Genomic DNA, 14329 nt, shown 5'->3' on the forward strand with positions numbered 1-14329 from the left:
TTAACCAGGCAAAAGTTGCGTGTCTTCCGGGTGTCGGTGTTTCAATGGTCACGATGAGGCCGTCCCCGAAGTCCGCACTCGAGCACGAGGTGCGCCGCGCCCGCGACGCCGGCTCGACCACCGGCGAGCTGCTGCGCCTGGTGCGCACCGGACGGGCCTCGACCCGCGCCGACCTGGGCCGGCTGACCGGGCTGTCGCGGACCGCCGTCGCCTCGCGCCTGGCCGCCCTGAGCGCCGCCGGCCTGCTGCGGGCCGGGGACGAGCTGGCCTCGACCGGCGGTCGCCCGCCCACCGAGCTGGTCTTCGACACCGGGTTCGGCGTCGTGCTCACCGCCGCCCTCGGCCGCTCGCGCACCCAGCTCGGCGTCTTCGACCTCGCCGCGACCCCGCTCGCGACCAGCTCGCGTGAGCACCCCGCCGGCGTCGGTCCGGAGGAGCTGATGCCCGCGGTCGCCGAGGGCCTGCGCGCGCTGCTGGCCGGGCTGGACCACCCGCCGCGTCGCGTCGTCGGCATCGGGGTCAGCCTGCCGGGCACGGTGGACGGGGTGCGCGGCGCGAGCATCGACTCCCCGGTCATGTCGGGCTGGGACGGCGTCGAGCTGGCGCCGTACCTCGCCGAGGTGGTGCCCGCCGGCCTCACCGACGACGACGGCCCGCCGCCGCTGTTCCTGGCCAACGACGCCGACGCCCTGGCCCGCTCCGAGCGGATGGGGCGCACCGGTGCGCTCGAGGACGTGCTCGTGGTCAAGGCCTCGACCGGCCTGGGGCTCGGCATCGTCGCCGGCGGCCAGGTGCTGACCGGACACCTCGGTGCGGCGGGCGAGATCGGCCACACCGCCGTCGACGCCGGTGGCGAGCGGACCTGCCGCTGCGGCGCGACGGGCTGCCTCGAGACGGTCGCGGGCGGCTGGGCGCTGGTGGCGCGGATGAACGAGCAGGGTCGCGACGTCACGCACATCCGCGAGGTCGTCGACCTGGCGCTGGCCGGTGACGGCGAGGCCCGCCACCTGCTCCGCGAGAGCGGCCGCCACCTCGGCGACCTGCTGGCCGTCGCGATCAACCTGCTCAACCCGCAGGCCGTCGTGCTGGGCGGGGACATGCCGGTCGTCTTCGACACCTACGCCGCCGGCGTCCGCGAGTCGGTCTACGCCCGGGCCGCCGCGCTGGCCACCCGCGACCTGCAGATCCTGCCCGCCACCTTCGGCGACCGTGCCGGCCTGGTGGGCTGCGCGGCCACGGTGCTCGACCACGTGCTGAGCCCGGCCTCGGTCGACGCGTTCCTCGCCCACGCGCCGAGATGACGCTCGCGGACAGCCGAGATGACGCTCGCGGCGCGTCGAGATGACGGTTCCGGCGCGTCGTCCCACCTAGGGTGGCGACGTGGCTGTGGACCTGCTCGCGGACGCGTACGCCGGCACCTCCCGCGCGGTCGCCGCGCTCGCCCCTGAGGACTGGGAGCGGCCGACCCGGGCGGCGGCGTGGCCGGTGCGTGCGCTGCTGCACCACCAGCTGGTGGACGCCCAGCGAGCACTGGTGGCCCTGGCGTGCACGACCGACGCCGCCCCGGACGTCGACCGCACGACCTACTGGGCCGACTTCCTGCCCGACGGTGACGCCGGCGCGGGCCTCAGCGCGCGCGTCGCGGCGGCGTACGACGACCCCGCCGACCTGCGCGCGCAGTGGACGGCGACCGCGACCGCGGTCGTCCGCGCGTCCGGGGCCGCCGACCCGACGACGCGGGTCGAGACGCAGGGGCACGTGATCACGGTCGACGACCTGGTCTCGACGCTGGTCGTCGAGGCGACGGTGCACCACCTCGACCTGGTCCTCGACCTCGACGACCCGGGTCCGTCCGCGGCCTGCCTGGCCCACACGCGTGCGGTGCTCGAGCGGATCCTCGGCGACCCGCTGCCGGCGTCCTGGGACGACGGGACCGCGGTGCTGCGCTCCACCGGCCGCGAGGCCCTAGACGACGCCGACCGCGCGGCGCTGGGCGTACGGGCGGGGCGGCTGCCGCTGCTCGGCTGAGCGCGGCGGCGGGGTGCTTGACGGGCAAGTTTCGAACTTGTCGGGCTTTGCAAAGGCCGACAAGCTCGGAAGTCCCCGGCCGACCGGGGACTTCGCGGTCCGACCGGCACGGCCGGCCGAGCCGCTACAGGTCGAGCTTGTAGCCCAGCCCGCGCACGGTGACCAGGAACTTCGGCTCGCCCGGGTCGGGCTCGAGCTTGGCGCGCAGGCGCTTGACGTGCACGTCGAGGGTCTTGGTGTCGCCGACGTAGTCGGAGCCCCAGACCCGGTCGATGAGCTGTCCGCGCGTGAGCACCCGGCCGGGGTTGCGCAGGAACATCTCGAGCAGCTCGAACTCCTTCAGCGGGAGCCGCTGCTCGTGGCCGTCGACGGTCACGACGTGCCGCTCGACGTCCATCCGCACCGGGCCGGCCTCGAGGGTGTCGGGGGCGACCTCGGTCTCGACCCCGCGCCGCATGACGGCGCGGATGCGGGCGACCAGCTCGCGCGGCGAGTACGGCTTGGTGACGTAGTCGTCGGCGCCCAGCTCCAGCCCGACCACCTTGTCGACCTCGTCGTCCTTGGCGCTGACCATGATCACCGGCACGGAGCTGGTCTGCCGGATCGTGCGGCAGACCTCGGTGCCGGGGATGCCCGGCAGCATGAGGTCGAGCAGCACGACGTCGGCGCCGTTGCGGTCGAACTCCGCCAGCGCGGCGTGGCCGTCGGCGGCCACGGCCACCTCGAAGCCCTCCCGTCGCAGCATGTACGACAGCGCGTCGCTGTAGCTCTCCTCGTCCTCGACCACGAGTACCCGGGTCACGGGCGGTCCTCCTGCATCTCGTCGGCCGCAGGTGCGGCCGTGGTGTCCATCATGGGGGTCAGGTCGGTCGCACCGTGCTCGTCGTCGTGCTCGTCGTCGTGCTCGTCGTCGTCGAAGTCGTCGTCGTCCTCACCGTCGGTCGCGTGCAGCGGGCGCTCCGGGGCCAGGGGGAGGGTGAGGGTGAAGGTCGAGCCGTGGCCCTCCTCGGACCAGACCCGCACCTCGCCGCCGTGCGTCGCGGCCACGTGCTTGACGATCGACAGGCCCAGGCCGGTGCCGCCGGTGGAGCGGTGGCGGGCGGGGTCGACGCGGTAGAACCGCTCGAAGATCCGGTCGATCTCCCCGGCCGGGATGCCGATGCCCTGGTCGACCACGGAGACCTCGAGGTCGTCGCCGACGGCCTTGGTCGAGACCAGCACCGTCGCGCCCGGGTCGGAGTAGCTGACGGCGTTGGCGACCAGGTTGCCCACGGCGGCGGTGATCTGCTCCTCGTTGCCGTGCACCTTGAGCCCGGTCGGGCCGCCGGTCACGACCGAGACGTGGCGCGCGGCGGCGTCGATCGCGGAGGTGTCGACGGCGATGCCGATCACCTCGTCGACCGCGACCGGCACGGGCCGGTCCAGCGGCTCGTCGCCCTGCAGCCGGGACAGCTCGATGACCTGCTGCACCAGGCGGCTGAGCCGCTCGCCCTCGGTGACCATCCGGTTCGAGAAGCGGCGCACCGCCTCCGGGTCGTCCGCGCCGTCGTGGATCGCCTCGGCCAGCAGCCGCATCGCGCCCACCGGCGTCTTCAGCTCGTGGCTGACGTTGGCCACGAAGTCGCGGCGCACCGCCTCGACCCGTCGCTCGCGGGTGCGGTCCTCGACCAGCGCCAGCACCAGGCGGTGCCCCAGGGGCGCGATCCGGGCGGTGACGTGGCGCGGTGACCCGCCGGGACGCTCGATGACCAGCTCGGTCTCGCGGATCTGGCCGTCGCGCCGCACCCGGGTGACCAGGTCGGCCAGCTCGCCGGCGACCAGCCCGGTGCCGCGCACCAGCCCGAGGGCGTACGCCGGGGCGCTGGCCTTGACGACCAGGTCGGCGTCGTCGACGACGACCGCGCTGCTGCGCAGGACCGAGAGCACCGCCGCCACGCCCGGGGGGAGCAGCGGCTCGGGCTGGGGCGTGGTGCCGCGTTGCTGACGGTCGCTGACGTGCCAGGCGAGCACGGCGCCGCCGGCCACGACGGCGCCGATGACCGCCGCCAGGAAGGCCTGCGTCGTCGGGTCCACGTCCCCGAGCCTAGTGGCGCCGTCATCCGGGGTCCGCCGCGCGGACGGCGGACTCCCGACTGTTCACCGGTCGTTCAGCCGATCCCCCCTGCAGGTCACCGGGGGGTGGGCCCCACGGCCTAGGGTTCGGGGCATGCGCGACGTCTTCCACGAGCAGCTCGACGCCATCTTCTCCGACCTCGCGAGCATCTGCCGCAACGTCGAGACGGCGGTGGGTCTGGCGACCCGTGCCCTCACCGAGGGTGACGCCGAGATCGCCCAGCGGGTGATCAGCAGCGACCGCGAGATCGACCTCGCCCGCGAGCGGGTCGAGGACGCCGCCTTCAACCTGCTCTCCCTGCAGCAGCCGGTCGCCGGCGACCTGCGGATGGTCGTGGCCGGCCTGCGGATGGTCAGCGAGCTGGAGCGGATGGGCGACCTGTCGGTGCACGTCGCCAAGATCGCCCGGCTCCGCGTGCCCGAGGTGGCCGTGCCCCGCGAGGTGCAGCCGACCATCAACAAGATGGCGATGACGGCCGAGGACATGGTCTCCCGCGTCGCCAAGATCATCGTCGACCGCGACGTCGAGGCCGCCATCGAGCTGGGCCGCGACGACGAGGTGATGGACCAGCTGCGTCGCCAGAGCTTCACCGAGCTGCTCTCCGACGACTGGTCCCACGGCGTCGAGGCCGCGGTCGACCTCGCCTTGCTGGGCCGCTACTACGAGCGGATCGCCGACCACGCCGTCTCGGTGGCGCACCGGGTCGTCTTCGTCGTCACCGGCGAGTACCCGCGCGCCACGGCCTGACGCCCCGCCGCCGGCGCCCGGGGGACGCCCCCAGTCGGTCGGTCAGCGACCCTGGCTGGCGACCGCGGCGGCAGCCGCCTCGGCGGCCTCCGGGTCGAGGTACTCCCCGCCGGGCACGGTCGGACGCAGGTCGTCGTCGAGGCGGTAGACCAGCGGCTGGCCAGTGGGGATGTTGAGCCCCGCGATGTCGTCGTCGCCGATCCCGTCGAGGTGCTTGACCAGCGCCCGCAGGCTGTTGCCGTGCGCGGCGACGAGCACCACCTTGCCCTCGCGCAGGTCCGGCACGACCGCGGACTCCCAGTAGGGCAGGAACCGGACGATCACGTCGGCCAGGCACTCGGTGCGGGGCATGTCGGCGCCGAGGTCGGCGTACTGCGGCAGCCCGGCCTGCGAGAACTCGTCGGCCGGGTCCTGCTCGGGCGGCGGGGTGTCGAAGGACCGGCGCCAGAGCATGAACTGCTCCTCGCCGTACTCGGCCAGGGTCTGCTTCTTGTCCTTGCCCTGGAGCGCGCCGTAGTGGCGCTCGTTGAGCCGCCAGGACCGGCGTACGGGGATCCAGTGCCGGTCGGCCTCGTCCAGCGCGAGGTGCGCGGTGCTGATCGCGCGGCGCAGCAGCGAGGTGTGCACGACGTCGGGGAGGACGCCGGCCTCGGCCAGCAGCCGCCCGCCGGCCGCGGCCTCGCCCCGGCCCTTGTCGTTCAGCGGCACGTCGACCCAGCCGGTGAAGAGGTTCTTGGCGTTCCACTCGCTCTCGCCGTGGCGGAGTAGGACCAGGGTGTGGGTCATCGGGTGCCTCTCAGTGGTGGAACGGCTCGGGGAACTCGCAGTCGTACGCCGTGCCGGCAGTCTCGGACTCGGCCGTCTCGGACTCGGTCTCGGTCGTCCCGGCTGCGGGGTCGGTGCTCTCGGCGGAGGTGTCGACGCCCTCCCACTGGCGGCACCCGGGCACGACCGGCACGTCCAGCTCGATGGTCGAGCCGTCGGACAGCGTGATCTCCATCGGGGCGACCTCGCCGGGCACGAAGTCGCCCTCGACGGTGATGCCGCCCTCGTCGAGGGTGGTGACGCGATCGAGGGGCGCGACCTCGAAGGGCTCGAGGTCGGGGACGTCGACGACGGGCTCGCCGGTGCCGGCGATCGACTCGACGCCGGCCGCCGACTCCGAGCTCTGGTTGACGAAGGTCGCCGAGAGCGTGCCGGACCCGGGCTGCGCGGAGACCAGGACGACGCCGATCGCGTCGAGGGTCCCGCCGCGCTCACCGACGTCCATCGAGATCGTGTTGACCTGGTTGGTCTGGTAGTCGAAGCCGCACGAGGCCAGCGCCGGGGCGCCGATCACGAGCAGCGCCGCCGCCGGGACGAGGCGGCGGGCGAGGGGAGATCGGCGGGCGAGGGGAGATCGGCGAGTCATGTCAGCTGGCTCTTCTCGGTCTGCGGGAGGTCGTGGACCGACCGTGGTCGGCGGGGCAAGCCTAGCGTCCGGGTGCCGCACCCCGACGGCTGCTCCCGGGGTCAGGCGGCGAAGCCGTCGCCCAGGCCGAGGGCGACGAGCGCGGCGGCCAGGGCCAGGGCGAGCAGGCCGCCGAGGAGCAGCACGCGGCCGGCGCCGACCTTGAGGGCGACACGGACCGGCAGGGTGCGCCAGCCCTCCTCGTGGTCGACCACGAGGCCGGGGGCGGAACGGGCCAGGTGGACCGCGACGCCGAGCAGGGCGGCCAGCACGGTGACCAGCACCGAGGGGGGCGTACCGAGGTGGTCGCCGCCCCAGCCGCCGTAGGTCAGGTAGGCCGGGTAGAGCCCGAAGGACAGGGCCCAGGGGACCCACGACAGGACGCCGCGGCGCAGCACCAGGTTGCCGAGGAGGGTCACCAGCAGCGCCGCGAGGTAGGTGAGCCCAGCCACGACGCCGGTGCCGACCGCCAGCGGCACGACGAGCAGCACGCCGCAGGCGATCGAGAACCACACCGTGCCCGGGTCCAGGTCGGGCCCGGCCAGCGGCTTGCGCCCGGCGTGGTGGCGGCGGTCGCGGTCGCGGTCGACGAGGTCGTGGTGCCACCCGGCGACGACCTGGCCGACCAGGACCGTCGCGGCGACGACGGCGGCCTCCTGGGTGGCGCGGCCGAGGAGGAGCGCGGCGCCGCCGAGGGCGGCGGCGGTGAGCAGGGCCTGGCGCGAGTGCGCGGCGCGCAGCAGGAGCAGCGGCCACCACCGCCGTACGCCCGCGAGGCGGCCCCCGCCCGACGTCGCTGCCGCGGTCCCGGCCGCGGGGCCGGCTGCGGTCCCGGCCGTGGTCGCGGGCGCGGGGCGCTCGGCCAGCGCCGTGATGCCACCGCCGGGGTGACCAGGGGTCTCCGTGGTCGGCCGGGCCGGCGGGCCGGCGGGTCGTACGGGCGCTGCGGGCGCCGTTGCCTGGGCGGCCTCGCGCCGCTGCTTCCTCCGCATGTGCGCAGTATCGCCCGAGGGCGGCCCGGTGTGGGCCACCTCACCCCGATCCGGTGCGTCCCGGGCGCGCCGACCTGCAGCGACGTGGTCGGGGCGGGGGTCGCGAGGGCCCCGGAAGGGGGTGGTGCGGCGGGTCCCAGGACCTGGCCGGCCCACACAATTCTCGTGGTGTCAAGCCCTGCCGAGCCTCTGACCTGCGCAAACGCGGCGATCAAGGGCCGAAGGTCGTGATAAAGTGGGGGTCCCTAGGAAGGGGTACATCACATATGGCATTCACCGTCGGCGAAACGGTCGTCTACCCGAACCACGGCGCAGCGGTCATCGAGGACATCGAGACCCGCACGATCAAGGGCGAGGACCGCGAGTACCTGGTCCTCCGCATCGCCGCCCAGCAGGACCTCGTGGTCCGCGTCCCGTCCTGCAACCTCGACCTCGTCGGCGTGCGCGACGTGGTCGACAAGGAGGGCCTGGACCGGGTCTTCGACGTGCTCCGTGCCGAGCACGTGGAGGAGCCGACCAACTGGTCGCGCCGCTACAAGGCCAACCTCGAGAAGCTGCACAGCGGCGACGTCATGAAGGTCTCCGAGGTCGTCCGCGACCTGTGGCGTCGTGAGCGCGACCGCGGCCTGTCGGCCGGGGAGAAGCGGATGCTGGCCAAGGCCCGCCAGATCCTCGTCTCCGAGCTCGCGCTGGCCGAGTCCACCAACGAGGACAAGGCCGAGTCGATCCTCGACGAGGTCCTCGCCGGCTGATCGGCACCAGCACCACCCGCACCGCGACGACGGCCCCCGCGACCACCACGGTCACGGGGGCCGCGTCGCGTCCGGGGGTCCCGGGCCCCGCGCCCCGTACGCTGCCGGGGGTGAGCACCCCCTACCTGCTGGTCGACGCCGACGACGACGGAGAGGGGCTGCCGGCGTCGCTGGGCGCGGTGGCCGAGCAGGGCCGCGGCTCGCTGCCGTTCGCGCTGCTGCACGGTGAGGCCCTGGTCGCCTGCGCCGCGTGGGCGATGGGCGAGGCCGGGGTGGACCTGGTGGACCTCGGTACGCCGTGGTCCTCGGTGGTCGCGGCCGACGAGCCGTTCGTGCTCCACGACAGCCTCTGCCCGATGACCCCACCGGCGTTCCTGGCGGCCTGCGTGCGCGAGGCGGTGGAGATCGGTGAGGTCGTGGTCGGGGTACGGACGGTGACCGACACCGTCAAGCGGGTCGAGGACGGCGTCGTCGGGGAGACCGTCGACCGGGACGCGGTGTGGGCGGTGACGTCGCCGCTGGTGCTGCCGGCCGACGTGGTCGCCGCGCTCGAGGGCGACGGGGGACCGGCCGCGCTGTCGCCCGGGCTCGACCTGGCCGAGCTGGTGGCCGCCCTCGGCCGCCGGGGGCCGGTACGCCACCTCGAGGCGCCCAGCGAGGGTCGGCGGGTGTCCTCGGGCGAGGACGTCGAGGTGCTTGCCGTGCTGACCCGCCCGCGCTGACCCGCCCGTACCGACCTGCCCGTACCGACAGGCCCGTCCTCCACAGGGTGGCCGGTCGCGTTGACACCGCACGCAGGCCAGGACCGCCCCGCGACCTGCGAGCGGTGTCAACGACGCAGGCGACCCTGTGGACGACCGGCCCTGCGAGGGTCAGTCGGACGCGAGCAGTGCCGCGGCCAGGGCGAGGTCGTCGGCGACGGTCACCTTGAGGTTGCGTGGCGAGCCTGCGACGTGGACGACGCGGAGGTCGGCGTCGGCGTACCTCTCGAGGACGCCCGCGGTGTCGGTGGCCGCGAACCCCTCGGCCCGGGCCCGGTCGAAGCCGGCCAGCAGCGGACCGGCCCGGAAGGCCTGCGGGGTCTGCACGACGACGGTGGTGCCGGTGACCACGCGCCGGTCGTCGCGGGAGACCAGGCAGGTCACGGGGACGCCCGGTACGGCGCCGCCGTGCTGCCGGGCGGCGTCGACCACCGCGGTGAACAGCGCCGGTGGTGCCAGCGGCCGCGCGCCGTCGTGGATGGCCACCACGTCGACGGTGCCGTCCTCGACGTCCGTGCGCAGCACCTCGAGCGCGGCGGCCTCGGAGTCGGGCCGGGTCGCGCCGCCGGTCACCAGGACCACCTCGCGCTCACCCAGCAAGGGCTCGAGCACGGCGGCGACGTCGGCCTCCTCGCCGGGCCGGGCGACGACGACCAGGCGGGCGACGTCCGGCACGGCCAGCGCGGCGCGCAGGGCGTGCACCAGCACGGCGTCGTCCCTCAGCGGGAGCAGGACCTTGTTGACCTCGGCGCCCACCCGGGTGCCGGCGCCGGCGGCGAGGACGACGACGGCGGCGGGCACGCGGTCATCCTAGGAGGAGCCGACCTCTGCAGGGGACGCCCAGGCGCAGTTCAGAGGGAGGGGTCCTGCCTGTCTCCGTCACGCCGGTGCGCTCGTCGACGACAGGGTCGGCAGGTCGGCCTGGCCCCTACACTCCCTGCATGGAGCGCGAGAACGTCGACAACGGATCGATCATCGATGCCGTCGCGCGCCTCCTGGAGTGGCCGTTCTGGGTCCCTGTCGTCGTGGCGCTGCTGGTGTGGGTCGCCGCAGCAGCACTCCACCGGCGGCACGAGCCCAGGACCAAGCAGAGCCAGCGGTCGAGCTGAACGTCGTCGCTCGAGGCCGGCCGTCGAAGCGAGGCGCTCTCGATCACGTGGCACCACCGTTCGCCTACGCCCTGGTGGGGAGCCTGGCGCTCCTCGGGCTCGTGTACGCGCTCTGGGCGGGGTACCTCGCCCTCTGGGCCGACGAGGGCAGCGTCCCACCCCGTTCACGACTCCCGGACATCCCCTCCGGGGCTCACGTCGTGAGCGAGACGGAGCCATGCGCTTCAGGCGGGTGCTGGCGAGAAGTCGTGGTGAGACCGGCGCCAGGACAGTCCCCCCACGAGCTCGCGGCCGAGATGGGCGTTGCCGACGCGGACCGGTATCCATGGCTCCTGCTCGACCCGCACTCGGTGGAGGTCGGCTCCCGGGTGCGGGGCGATGAGCTCAGCATCTACGTCCAGTACTGACCCCTGGCCCCCGACCTGACGTCGCGGTCGAGCCGCGGCGCGGCAGGGAGGTGCCCGGCGACGGATCCCCCGAGGAGCGGAGGAGACCCCGGACGATTTTCACGCCTGTAACAACCGGAAACGCAGCCCGAACAGACCGGACCTAGGTTCACGTCATGTCGGCTCAGCGCATCCGGGAACGTGGAGCAGCAGGTCAGGAGTGGCAGCCCGTCTGCCGCGTGGCCGAGCTGGAGGTCGGGCGCGGCGTGACGGCGCTGGTGCACGGGCAGGCGGTGGCGATCTTCCGGCTGGCCGAGGACGAGGTGCGCGCGCTCGGCAACCACGACCCGTACGCCCACGCCTCGACCCTGGCCAAGGGCATCGTCGGCACCCGCGAGGGCGTGCCGTTCGTCGGCTCGCCCAGCCACCGGCACGCCTTCGACCTGCGCACGGGCCGGTGCCTGGAGGACGCCGCGGTGGGCGTCCCGGTCTACGAGGTACGCGTGCTCGAGGGCGTCGTGCTGGTCGGCTACCGCCGGGCGGGCTGAGCGTCGGGGTCGGCGGCCGGCCCGGGAGCCGGCCCGGGAGCGGGGACGACGAGCGCGGTGGCGATCGCGGCGACGCCCTCGCCGCGACCGGTCAGGCCGAGGCCGTCGGTGGTGGTCGCCGAGACGGTGACCGGTGCCCCGGCAGCGGCGCCGAGCGCGGCCTCGGCCTCGGCGCGGCGGGCCCCGAGCCGGGGTCGGTCGCCGATCACCTGCACGCTGACGTTGCCGACGAGGTAGCCGGCGGCGCGGACGCGCGCGGCGGTCTCGGCCAGCAGCGCGACGCCGGACGCACCGGCCCAGGCCGGGTCGCTGGTGCCGAACTGCGAGCCCAGGTCGCCCAGGCCGGCCGCGGCCAGCAGGGCGTCGCAGGCCGCGTGGGCGGCGACGTCGGCGTCGGAGTGGCCCTCGAGCCCGGCCGGCTCCTCGGGCCAGGACAGCCCGGCCAGGTGCATCGCGACGCCCGGCACGAGGCGGTGGACGTCGACGCCGGTGCCCACCCGGGGCAGGGCCGCGACGGGGGTCGAGGAGGGGGCCGGGAGGACGGCCGGAGCGGGCTCCGGAGCGAGCGGATTCACGTCATGATCATGCCTGAGCCAGAATCGGGAGCATGAGCACGCCCACCCGCGCCTGGTCCCTGGCCGGCCTCGTCGCCGGTGGCGCGGGGCTGTCCGCCAGCTACGTCGTCGCGACCCTCCTCGCCGTCCGTGAGTCACCTGTCGTCGCGGTCGCCGGGGGCGTGGTGTCGCTGACCCCGGGCCCCGTCGCCGAGTTCCTGATCGGGCTGGTGGGACGCGCCGACAAGCCCCTGCTGCTCGGCGGCGTGGTGCTGGTGGTCCTGGCCGTGCTGGCCTGGTCCGGGCGGCTGGCCCGCCGCCGCTGGTGGGCCGCGGTCGCCGTGCTCGTGGCCCTCGCCGTGGTCGGGGGCGCCGCGGTGCTGGCCCGCCGGGGCACGGGCGTGGAGGACCTGGTGCCGGTGGCGGCCGGGCTGCTGGTGTGGGTCGGGACGCTCTCGGTGCTGACCGACCCGTTGCGGCGTACCGACGCGGCGCTGGCCGCAGGCGCGAGCGAGGGGCCGGCGAGCTCGCGGCGCACCTTCCTGGTCGGCACCGGGGCCGTCGTGGGCGTCAGCGCGGTGGCCGCGCTGGCCGGTCGTCTGGCCGGGTCCGGGCGGCGCGCGGTGGAGCAGAGCCGCGCCCTGCTGCGGATCCCCGGCATCAGCGAGCCGTCGCTGCCGGCGGGCGTCGACCTCGGCGTCGAGGGCGTCCCGCCGTGGATGACCCCGGCCGAGGACTTCTACCGGATCGACACGTCCCTGGCCCCGCCGGCGATCGAGCCCGGCGAGTGGCGGCTGCGCGTGCACGGGCTGGTCGACCGCGAGCTCGACCTGGGCTTCGACGACCTCCTGGCCCGGGAGCGTACGGAGTCCTGGATCACGCTGAACTGCGTCAGCAACACCGTCGGCGGCACGCTGGTCGGCAACGCCTGGTGGTCGGGGGTGCGCCTGGCCGACCTGCTCGAGGAGGCCGGTGTCCAGGACGGGGCGGACGCGCTGCTGCAGACCTCCGAGGACGGCTGGACGTGCGGCACCCCGCTGTCGGTGGTCACCGACGGGCGCGAGGCGATGCTCGCGGTGGCGATGAACGGCCGGCCGCTGCCGATCGAGCACGGCTTCCCGGTGCGCACCGTCGTGCCCGGGCTGTACGGCTACGTCTCCGCCACCAAGTGGGTCGTGGACATCGAGGTCACCCGCTTCGCCGACTTCACGGCGTACTGGACCGAGCGCGGCTGGGGCGAGCAGGGGCCGGTCAAGACCGCCTCGCGCATCGACGTGCCCCGCAGCGGCTCGACCGTGCCCGCCGGGCGGGTGCGGATGGGCGGCACCGCCTGGGCGCAGGGGACCGGGATCGAGGCCGTCGAGGTCGCCGTCGACGGCGGCGCCTGGCAGGCCGCCGAGCTCGCGACGGTGCCGAACGAGGACTGCTGGGTGTCGTGGCTGGCCGAGGTGGACCTGCCCGCCGGGCGGCACCAGCTGCGGGTGCGCGCCACCGACGCCGACGGCGAGGTGCAGACCGGGGTCGTCCGTGACGTGCTGCCCGACGGTGCGACGGGGTGGCACACCATCGACGTCAGCGCCGACTGAGCCTCACCAGGCGGTGGAGGAGCCCCGGGGCGGCAGCGGGTGGGCGGCGTCGCGGAGGACGTAGACCAGGCCGCCGGAGCGGGTCAGCCAGGCGCGCTCGAGCTGGGCGCGGTCGTAGGTGCGGCGCACGCCCGAGGCATCGGAGGCGGCCGGGTCGTTGACGACCACGTCGCCGGCGGCGTCGAAGCCGACGATCACGAGCAGGTGGCCGGCCGTCGAGCCGATCGGGGCGCCGTCGAGCTCGCCGGGACCGAAGGTGACGGAGGCGACCAGCGGGATCCCGGCCGCGACGAAGCGCTCGGCCTGGCGCGCGCCGGTCAGTCGGGTCACGAAGGCCTCGCCGCCGCCCCCGAGCCGGGAGGCCGCCCAGGCGGTGTTGAAGGCCCAGTTGCCGGTGCCGTCGTAGCCGTGGTCGTAGGTGGCCCGCGCGGCCACGTCGACCCAGGGGTCGCGGTGGCCGTCGGGGACCCAGGACGAGGCGCGGGCGCCGGGCAGCGCGTCGTAGTAGGAGAGCACCATCGAGGTCGCGGTGGGGGAGCACCACGCCTCCCCGCCGCCGCCCCACTGCGGGAAGTGCCCCTGGTGGATCATCTGGGAGTAGCGCGGCACGTCGAGCACCCGCCCGCGCACGTCGCCGGGGCGGGTCGGGTCGGGGGTGCCGGCGGGCAGGCGGGAGGCCATCGCGCCGACGGTGTCCAGGCGCGGGGAGGCCTGCTGGCCCTCGCGGCGCAGCAGGCGCACGCGCAGCTGGTAGGCGGTGACGCCGCCGGCCGCGGTGACGGTCCAGGTGTCGGTGTCCACGCGGGCGAGGTCGTCGTCCTGCCCGGCCACGGTCGTACGCCGCACGTGCTGGTCGCCCGCGGCCCAGCGGGCCATCAGGTCCCAGCTGGAGGTGCGGCCGTCGGCGGTGCGGCCGCGGACCTCCACCTCGACCAGGCTGTCGCGCGGGGTGGCGGCCGACCAGGAGGGGATCAGCGAGGTGAGGGCGAAGCCGGGCTCGTGCCAGCCGGACTGCCACGTCCCCTCGTCGTAGCGACGCCCGTCGAGGGTGCGGCTGCCGACCCCGTCGGCGCCGGCGGCGGCCAGGCGCAGCCGGCCGTTGGTCACGACGGTGCCACGGCGGCTGCTAGCGGACAGCGCCTCGCCGGTGTCCCAGCGGCGGTAGTCGACCAGGCGCTTGCCGGGACCGGCGGCCGCGGCGGAGGCGGCGGAGGCGGCGGAGGCCGCCGACGAGGAAGCGGCGTCGGCGCGGGTCATGGGGAGCATCATCGCCCCGGTCGCGGCGGCCTCCGCCGCGGCCAGG

The 14329-nt window shown here is 75.0% G+C and carries 17 protein-coding genes; 9 read left to right on the forward strand and 8 right to left on the reverse strand.

All coding sequences use genetic code 11. The features are described from left to right. The first annotated feature begins 53 nt into the window (after nucleotides 1–53). Nucleotides 54–1301 (forward strand): ROK family protein, encoded by a 1248-nt coding sequence (locus GV155_RS03165; protein WP_160005162.1) that lies wholly within the window; start codon nucleotides 54–56, stop codon nucleotides 1299–1301. Between the two features lie 79 nt (nucleotides 1302–1380). Then, the gene (locus GV155_RS03170) at nucleotides 1381–2028 is read left to right on the forward strand and encodes a maleylpyruvate isomerase N-terminal domain-containing protein (protein WP_160005164.1); all 648 of its coding nucleotides are present in this window, start codon (nucleotides 1381–1383) and stop codon (nucleotides 2026–2028) included. A 124-nt stretch (nucleotides 2029–2152) separates the two neighbouring features. On the opposite strand, the gene GV155_RS03175 is transcribed toward GV155_RS03170, so the two are convergent. Together GV155_RS03175 and GV155_RS03180 are read right to left on the reverse strand one after the other, a co-directional pair. Further along, the gene (locus GV155_RS03175; RefSeq protein WP_160005166.1) at nucleotides 2153–2830 is read right to left on the reverse strand and encodes a response regulator transcription factor; all 678 of its coding nucleotides are present in this window, start codon (nucleotides 2828–2830) and stop codon (nucleotides 2153–2155) included. After that, nucleotides 2827–4101, reverse strand: coding sequence for a sensor histidine kinase (locus tag GV155_RS03180; RefSeq protein ID WP_160005168.1), 1275 nt, complete (start codon nucleotides 4099–4101; stop codon nucleotides 2827–2829). The genes GV155_RS03175 and GV155_RS03180 overlap by 4 nt, the downstream gene beginning before the upstream one ends. 133 nt (nucleotides 4102–4234) lie before the next feature. Here GV155_RS03180 and phoU point away from each other — a divergent pair, with 133 nt between their 5' ends. Next, complete coding sequence (phoU, locus tag GV155_RS03185) at nucleotides 4235–4888, forward strand: phosphate signaling complex protein PhoU (protein WP_160005169.1); 654 nt, start codon at nucleotides 4235–4237, stop codon at nucleotides 4886–4888. A 42-nt stretch (nucleotides 4889–4930) separates the two neighbouring features. On the opposite strand, the gene GV155_RS03190 is transcribed toward phoU, so the two are convergent. The 3 genes from GV155_RS03190 to GV155_RS03200 all read right to left on the reverse strand — a co-directional run bounded on the left by GV155_RS03190 (nucleotide 4931) and on the right by GV155_RS03200 (nucleotide 7330). Then, nucleotides 4931–5674: a phosphoglyceromutase gene (locus GV155_RS03190; RefSeq protein ID WP_160005171.1), complete on the reverse strand. Its 744-nt coding sequence runs from the start codon at nucleotides 5672–5674 to the stop codon at nucleotides 4931–4933. 10 nt (nucleotides 5675–5684) lie between these two features. Next, nucleotides 5685–6299 carry a hypothetical protein gene (locus GV155_RS03195; protein ID WP_160005173.1) on the reverse strand — a complete coding sequence of 205 codons (615 nt, stop codon included), beginning with the start codon at nucleotides 6297–6299 and terminating at the stop codon, nucleotides 5685–5687. A 101-nt stretch (nucleotides 6300–6400) separates the two neighbouring features. After that, nucleotides 6401–7330, reverse strand: a complete 930-nt coding sequence (locus GV155_RS03200) for a hypothetical protein (RefSeq protein WP_160005175.1) — start codon at nucleotides 7328–7330, stop codon at nucleotides 6401–6403. 266 nt (nucleotides 7331–7596) lie between these two features. On the opposite strand from GV155_RS03200, the gene GV155_RS03205 reads away from it, so the two are divergent. Both GV155_RS03205 and GV155_RS03210 read left to right on the forward strand, forming a co-directional pair. Then, a complete protein-coding gene (locus GV155_RS03205; protein ID WP_160005177.1) occupies nucleotides 7597–8082 on the forward strand; it encodes a CarD family transcriptional regulator in 486 nt (161 codons plus the stop codon). Nucleotides 8083–8192: 110 nt separating this feature from the next. Continuing rightward, entirely contained in the window at nucleotides 8193–8804 is a 612-nt protein-coding gene (locus GV155_RS03210) for a 2-C-methyl-D-erythritol 4-phosphate cytidylyltransferase (RefSeq protein WP_236553917.1), read from the forward strand. A gap of 150 nt (nucleotides 8805–8954) precedes the next feature. On the opposite strand, the gene GV155_RS03215 is transcribed toward GV155_RS03210, so the two are convergent. Next, the gene (locus GV155_RS03215; protein ID WP_160005179.1) at nucleotides 8955–9644 is read right to left on the reverse strand and encodes an IspD/TarI family cytidylyltransferase; all 690 of its coding nucleotides are present in this window, start codon (nucleotides 9642–9644) and stop codon (nucleotides 8955–8957) included. A 140-nt stretch (nucleotides 9645–9784) separates the two neighbouring features. Between GV155_RS03215 and GV155_RS03220 the strand changes: the two genes are divergently transcribed. The 3 genes from GV155_RS03220 (at nucleotide 9785) to nirD (ending at nucleotide 10886) form a co-directional block, all read left to right on the forward strand. Continuing rightward, complete coding sequence (locus tag GV155_RS03220) at nucleotides 9785–9952, forward strand: hypothetical protein (protein ID WP_160005181.1); 168 nt, start codon at nucleotides 9785–9787, stop codon at nucleotides 9950–9952. A gap of 251 nt (nucleotides 9953–10203) precedes the next feature. Further along, nucleotides 10204–10359, forward strand: coding sequence for a hypothetical protein (locus GV155_RS03225; RefSeq protein WP_160005183.1), 156 nt, complete (start codon nucleotides 10204–10206; stop codon nucleotides 10357–10359). A 155-nt stretch (nucleotides 10360–10514) separates the two neighbouring features. Next, nucleotides 10515–10886, forward strand: a complete 372-nt coding sequence (gene nirD, locus GV155_RS03230; RefSeq protein ID WP_160005185.1) for a nitrite reductase small subunit NirD — start codon at nucleotides 10515–10517, stop codon at nucleotides 10884–10886. On the opposite strand, the gene ispF is transcribed toward nirD, so the two are convergent. After that, complete coding sequence (ispF, locus tag GV155_RS03235) at nucleotides 10868–11392, reverse strand: 2-C-methyl-D-erythritol 2,4-cyclodiphosphate synthase (RefSeq protein WP_160010775.1); 525 nt, start codon at nucleotides 11390–11392, stop codon at nucleotides 10868–10870. The genes nirD and ispF overlap by 19 nt on opposite strands. Before the next feature lie 101 nt (nucleotides 11393–11493). On the opposite strand from ispF, the gene GV155_RS03240 reads away from it, so the two are divergent. Continuing rightward, on the forward strand, nucleotides 11494–13026 hold the full coding sequence (locus tag GV155_RS03240; RefSeq protein ID WP_160005187.1) for a molybdopterin-dependent oxidoreductase: 1533 nt from the start codon (nucleotides 11494–11496) through the stop codon (nucleotides 13024–13026). 3 nt (nucleotides 13027–13029) lie between these two features. Here GV155_RS03240 and GV155_RS03245 read toward each other — a convergent pair. Continuing rightward, the coding region (locus GV155_RS03245) for a peptidase C39 family protein (protein ID WP_160005189.1) at nucleotides 13030–14329 on the reverse strand (1300 nt) is incomplete at its 5' end.

The sequence above is a fragment of the Nocardioides sp. AX2bis genome, assembly GCF_902506435.1.
Classification (GTDB): domain Bacteria; phylum Actinomycetota; class Actinomycetes; order Propionibacteriales; family Nocardioidaceae; genus Nocardioides.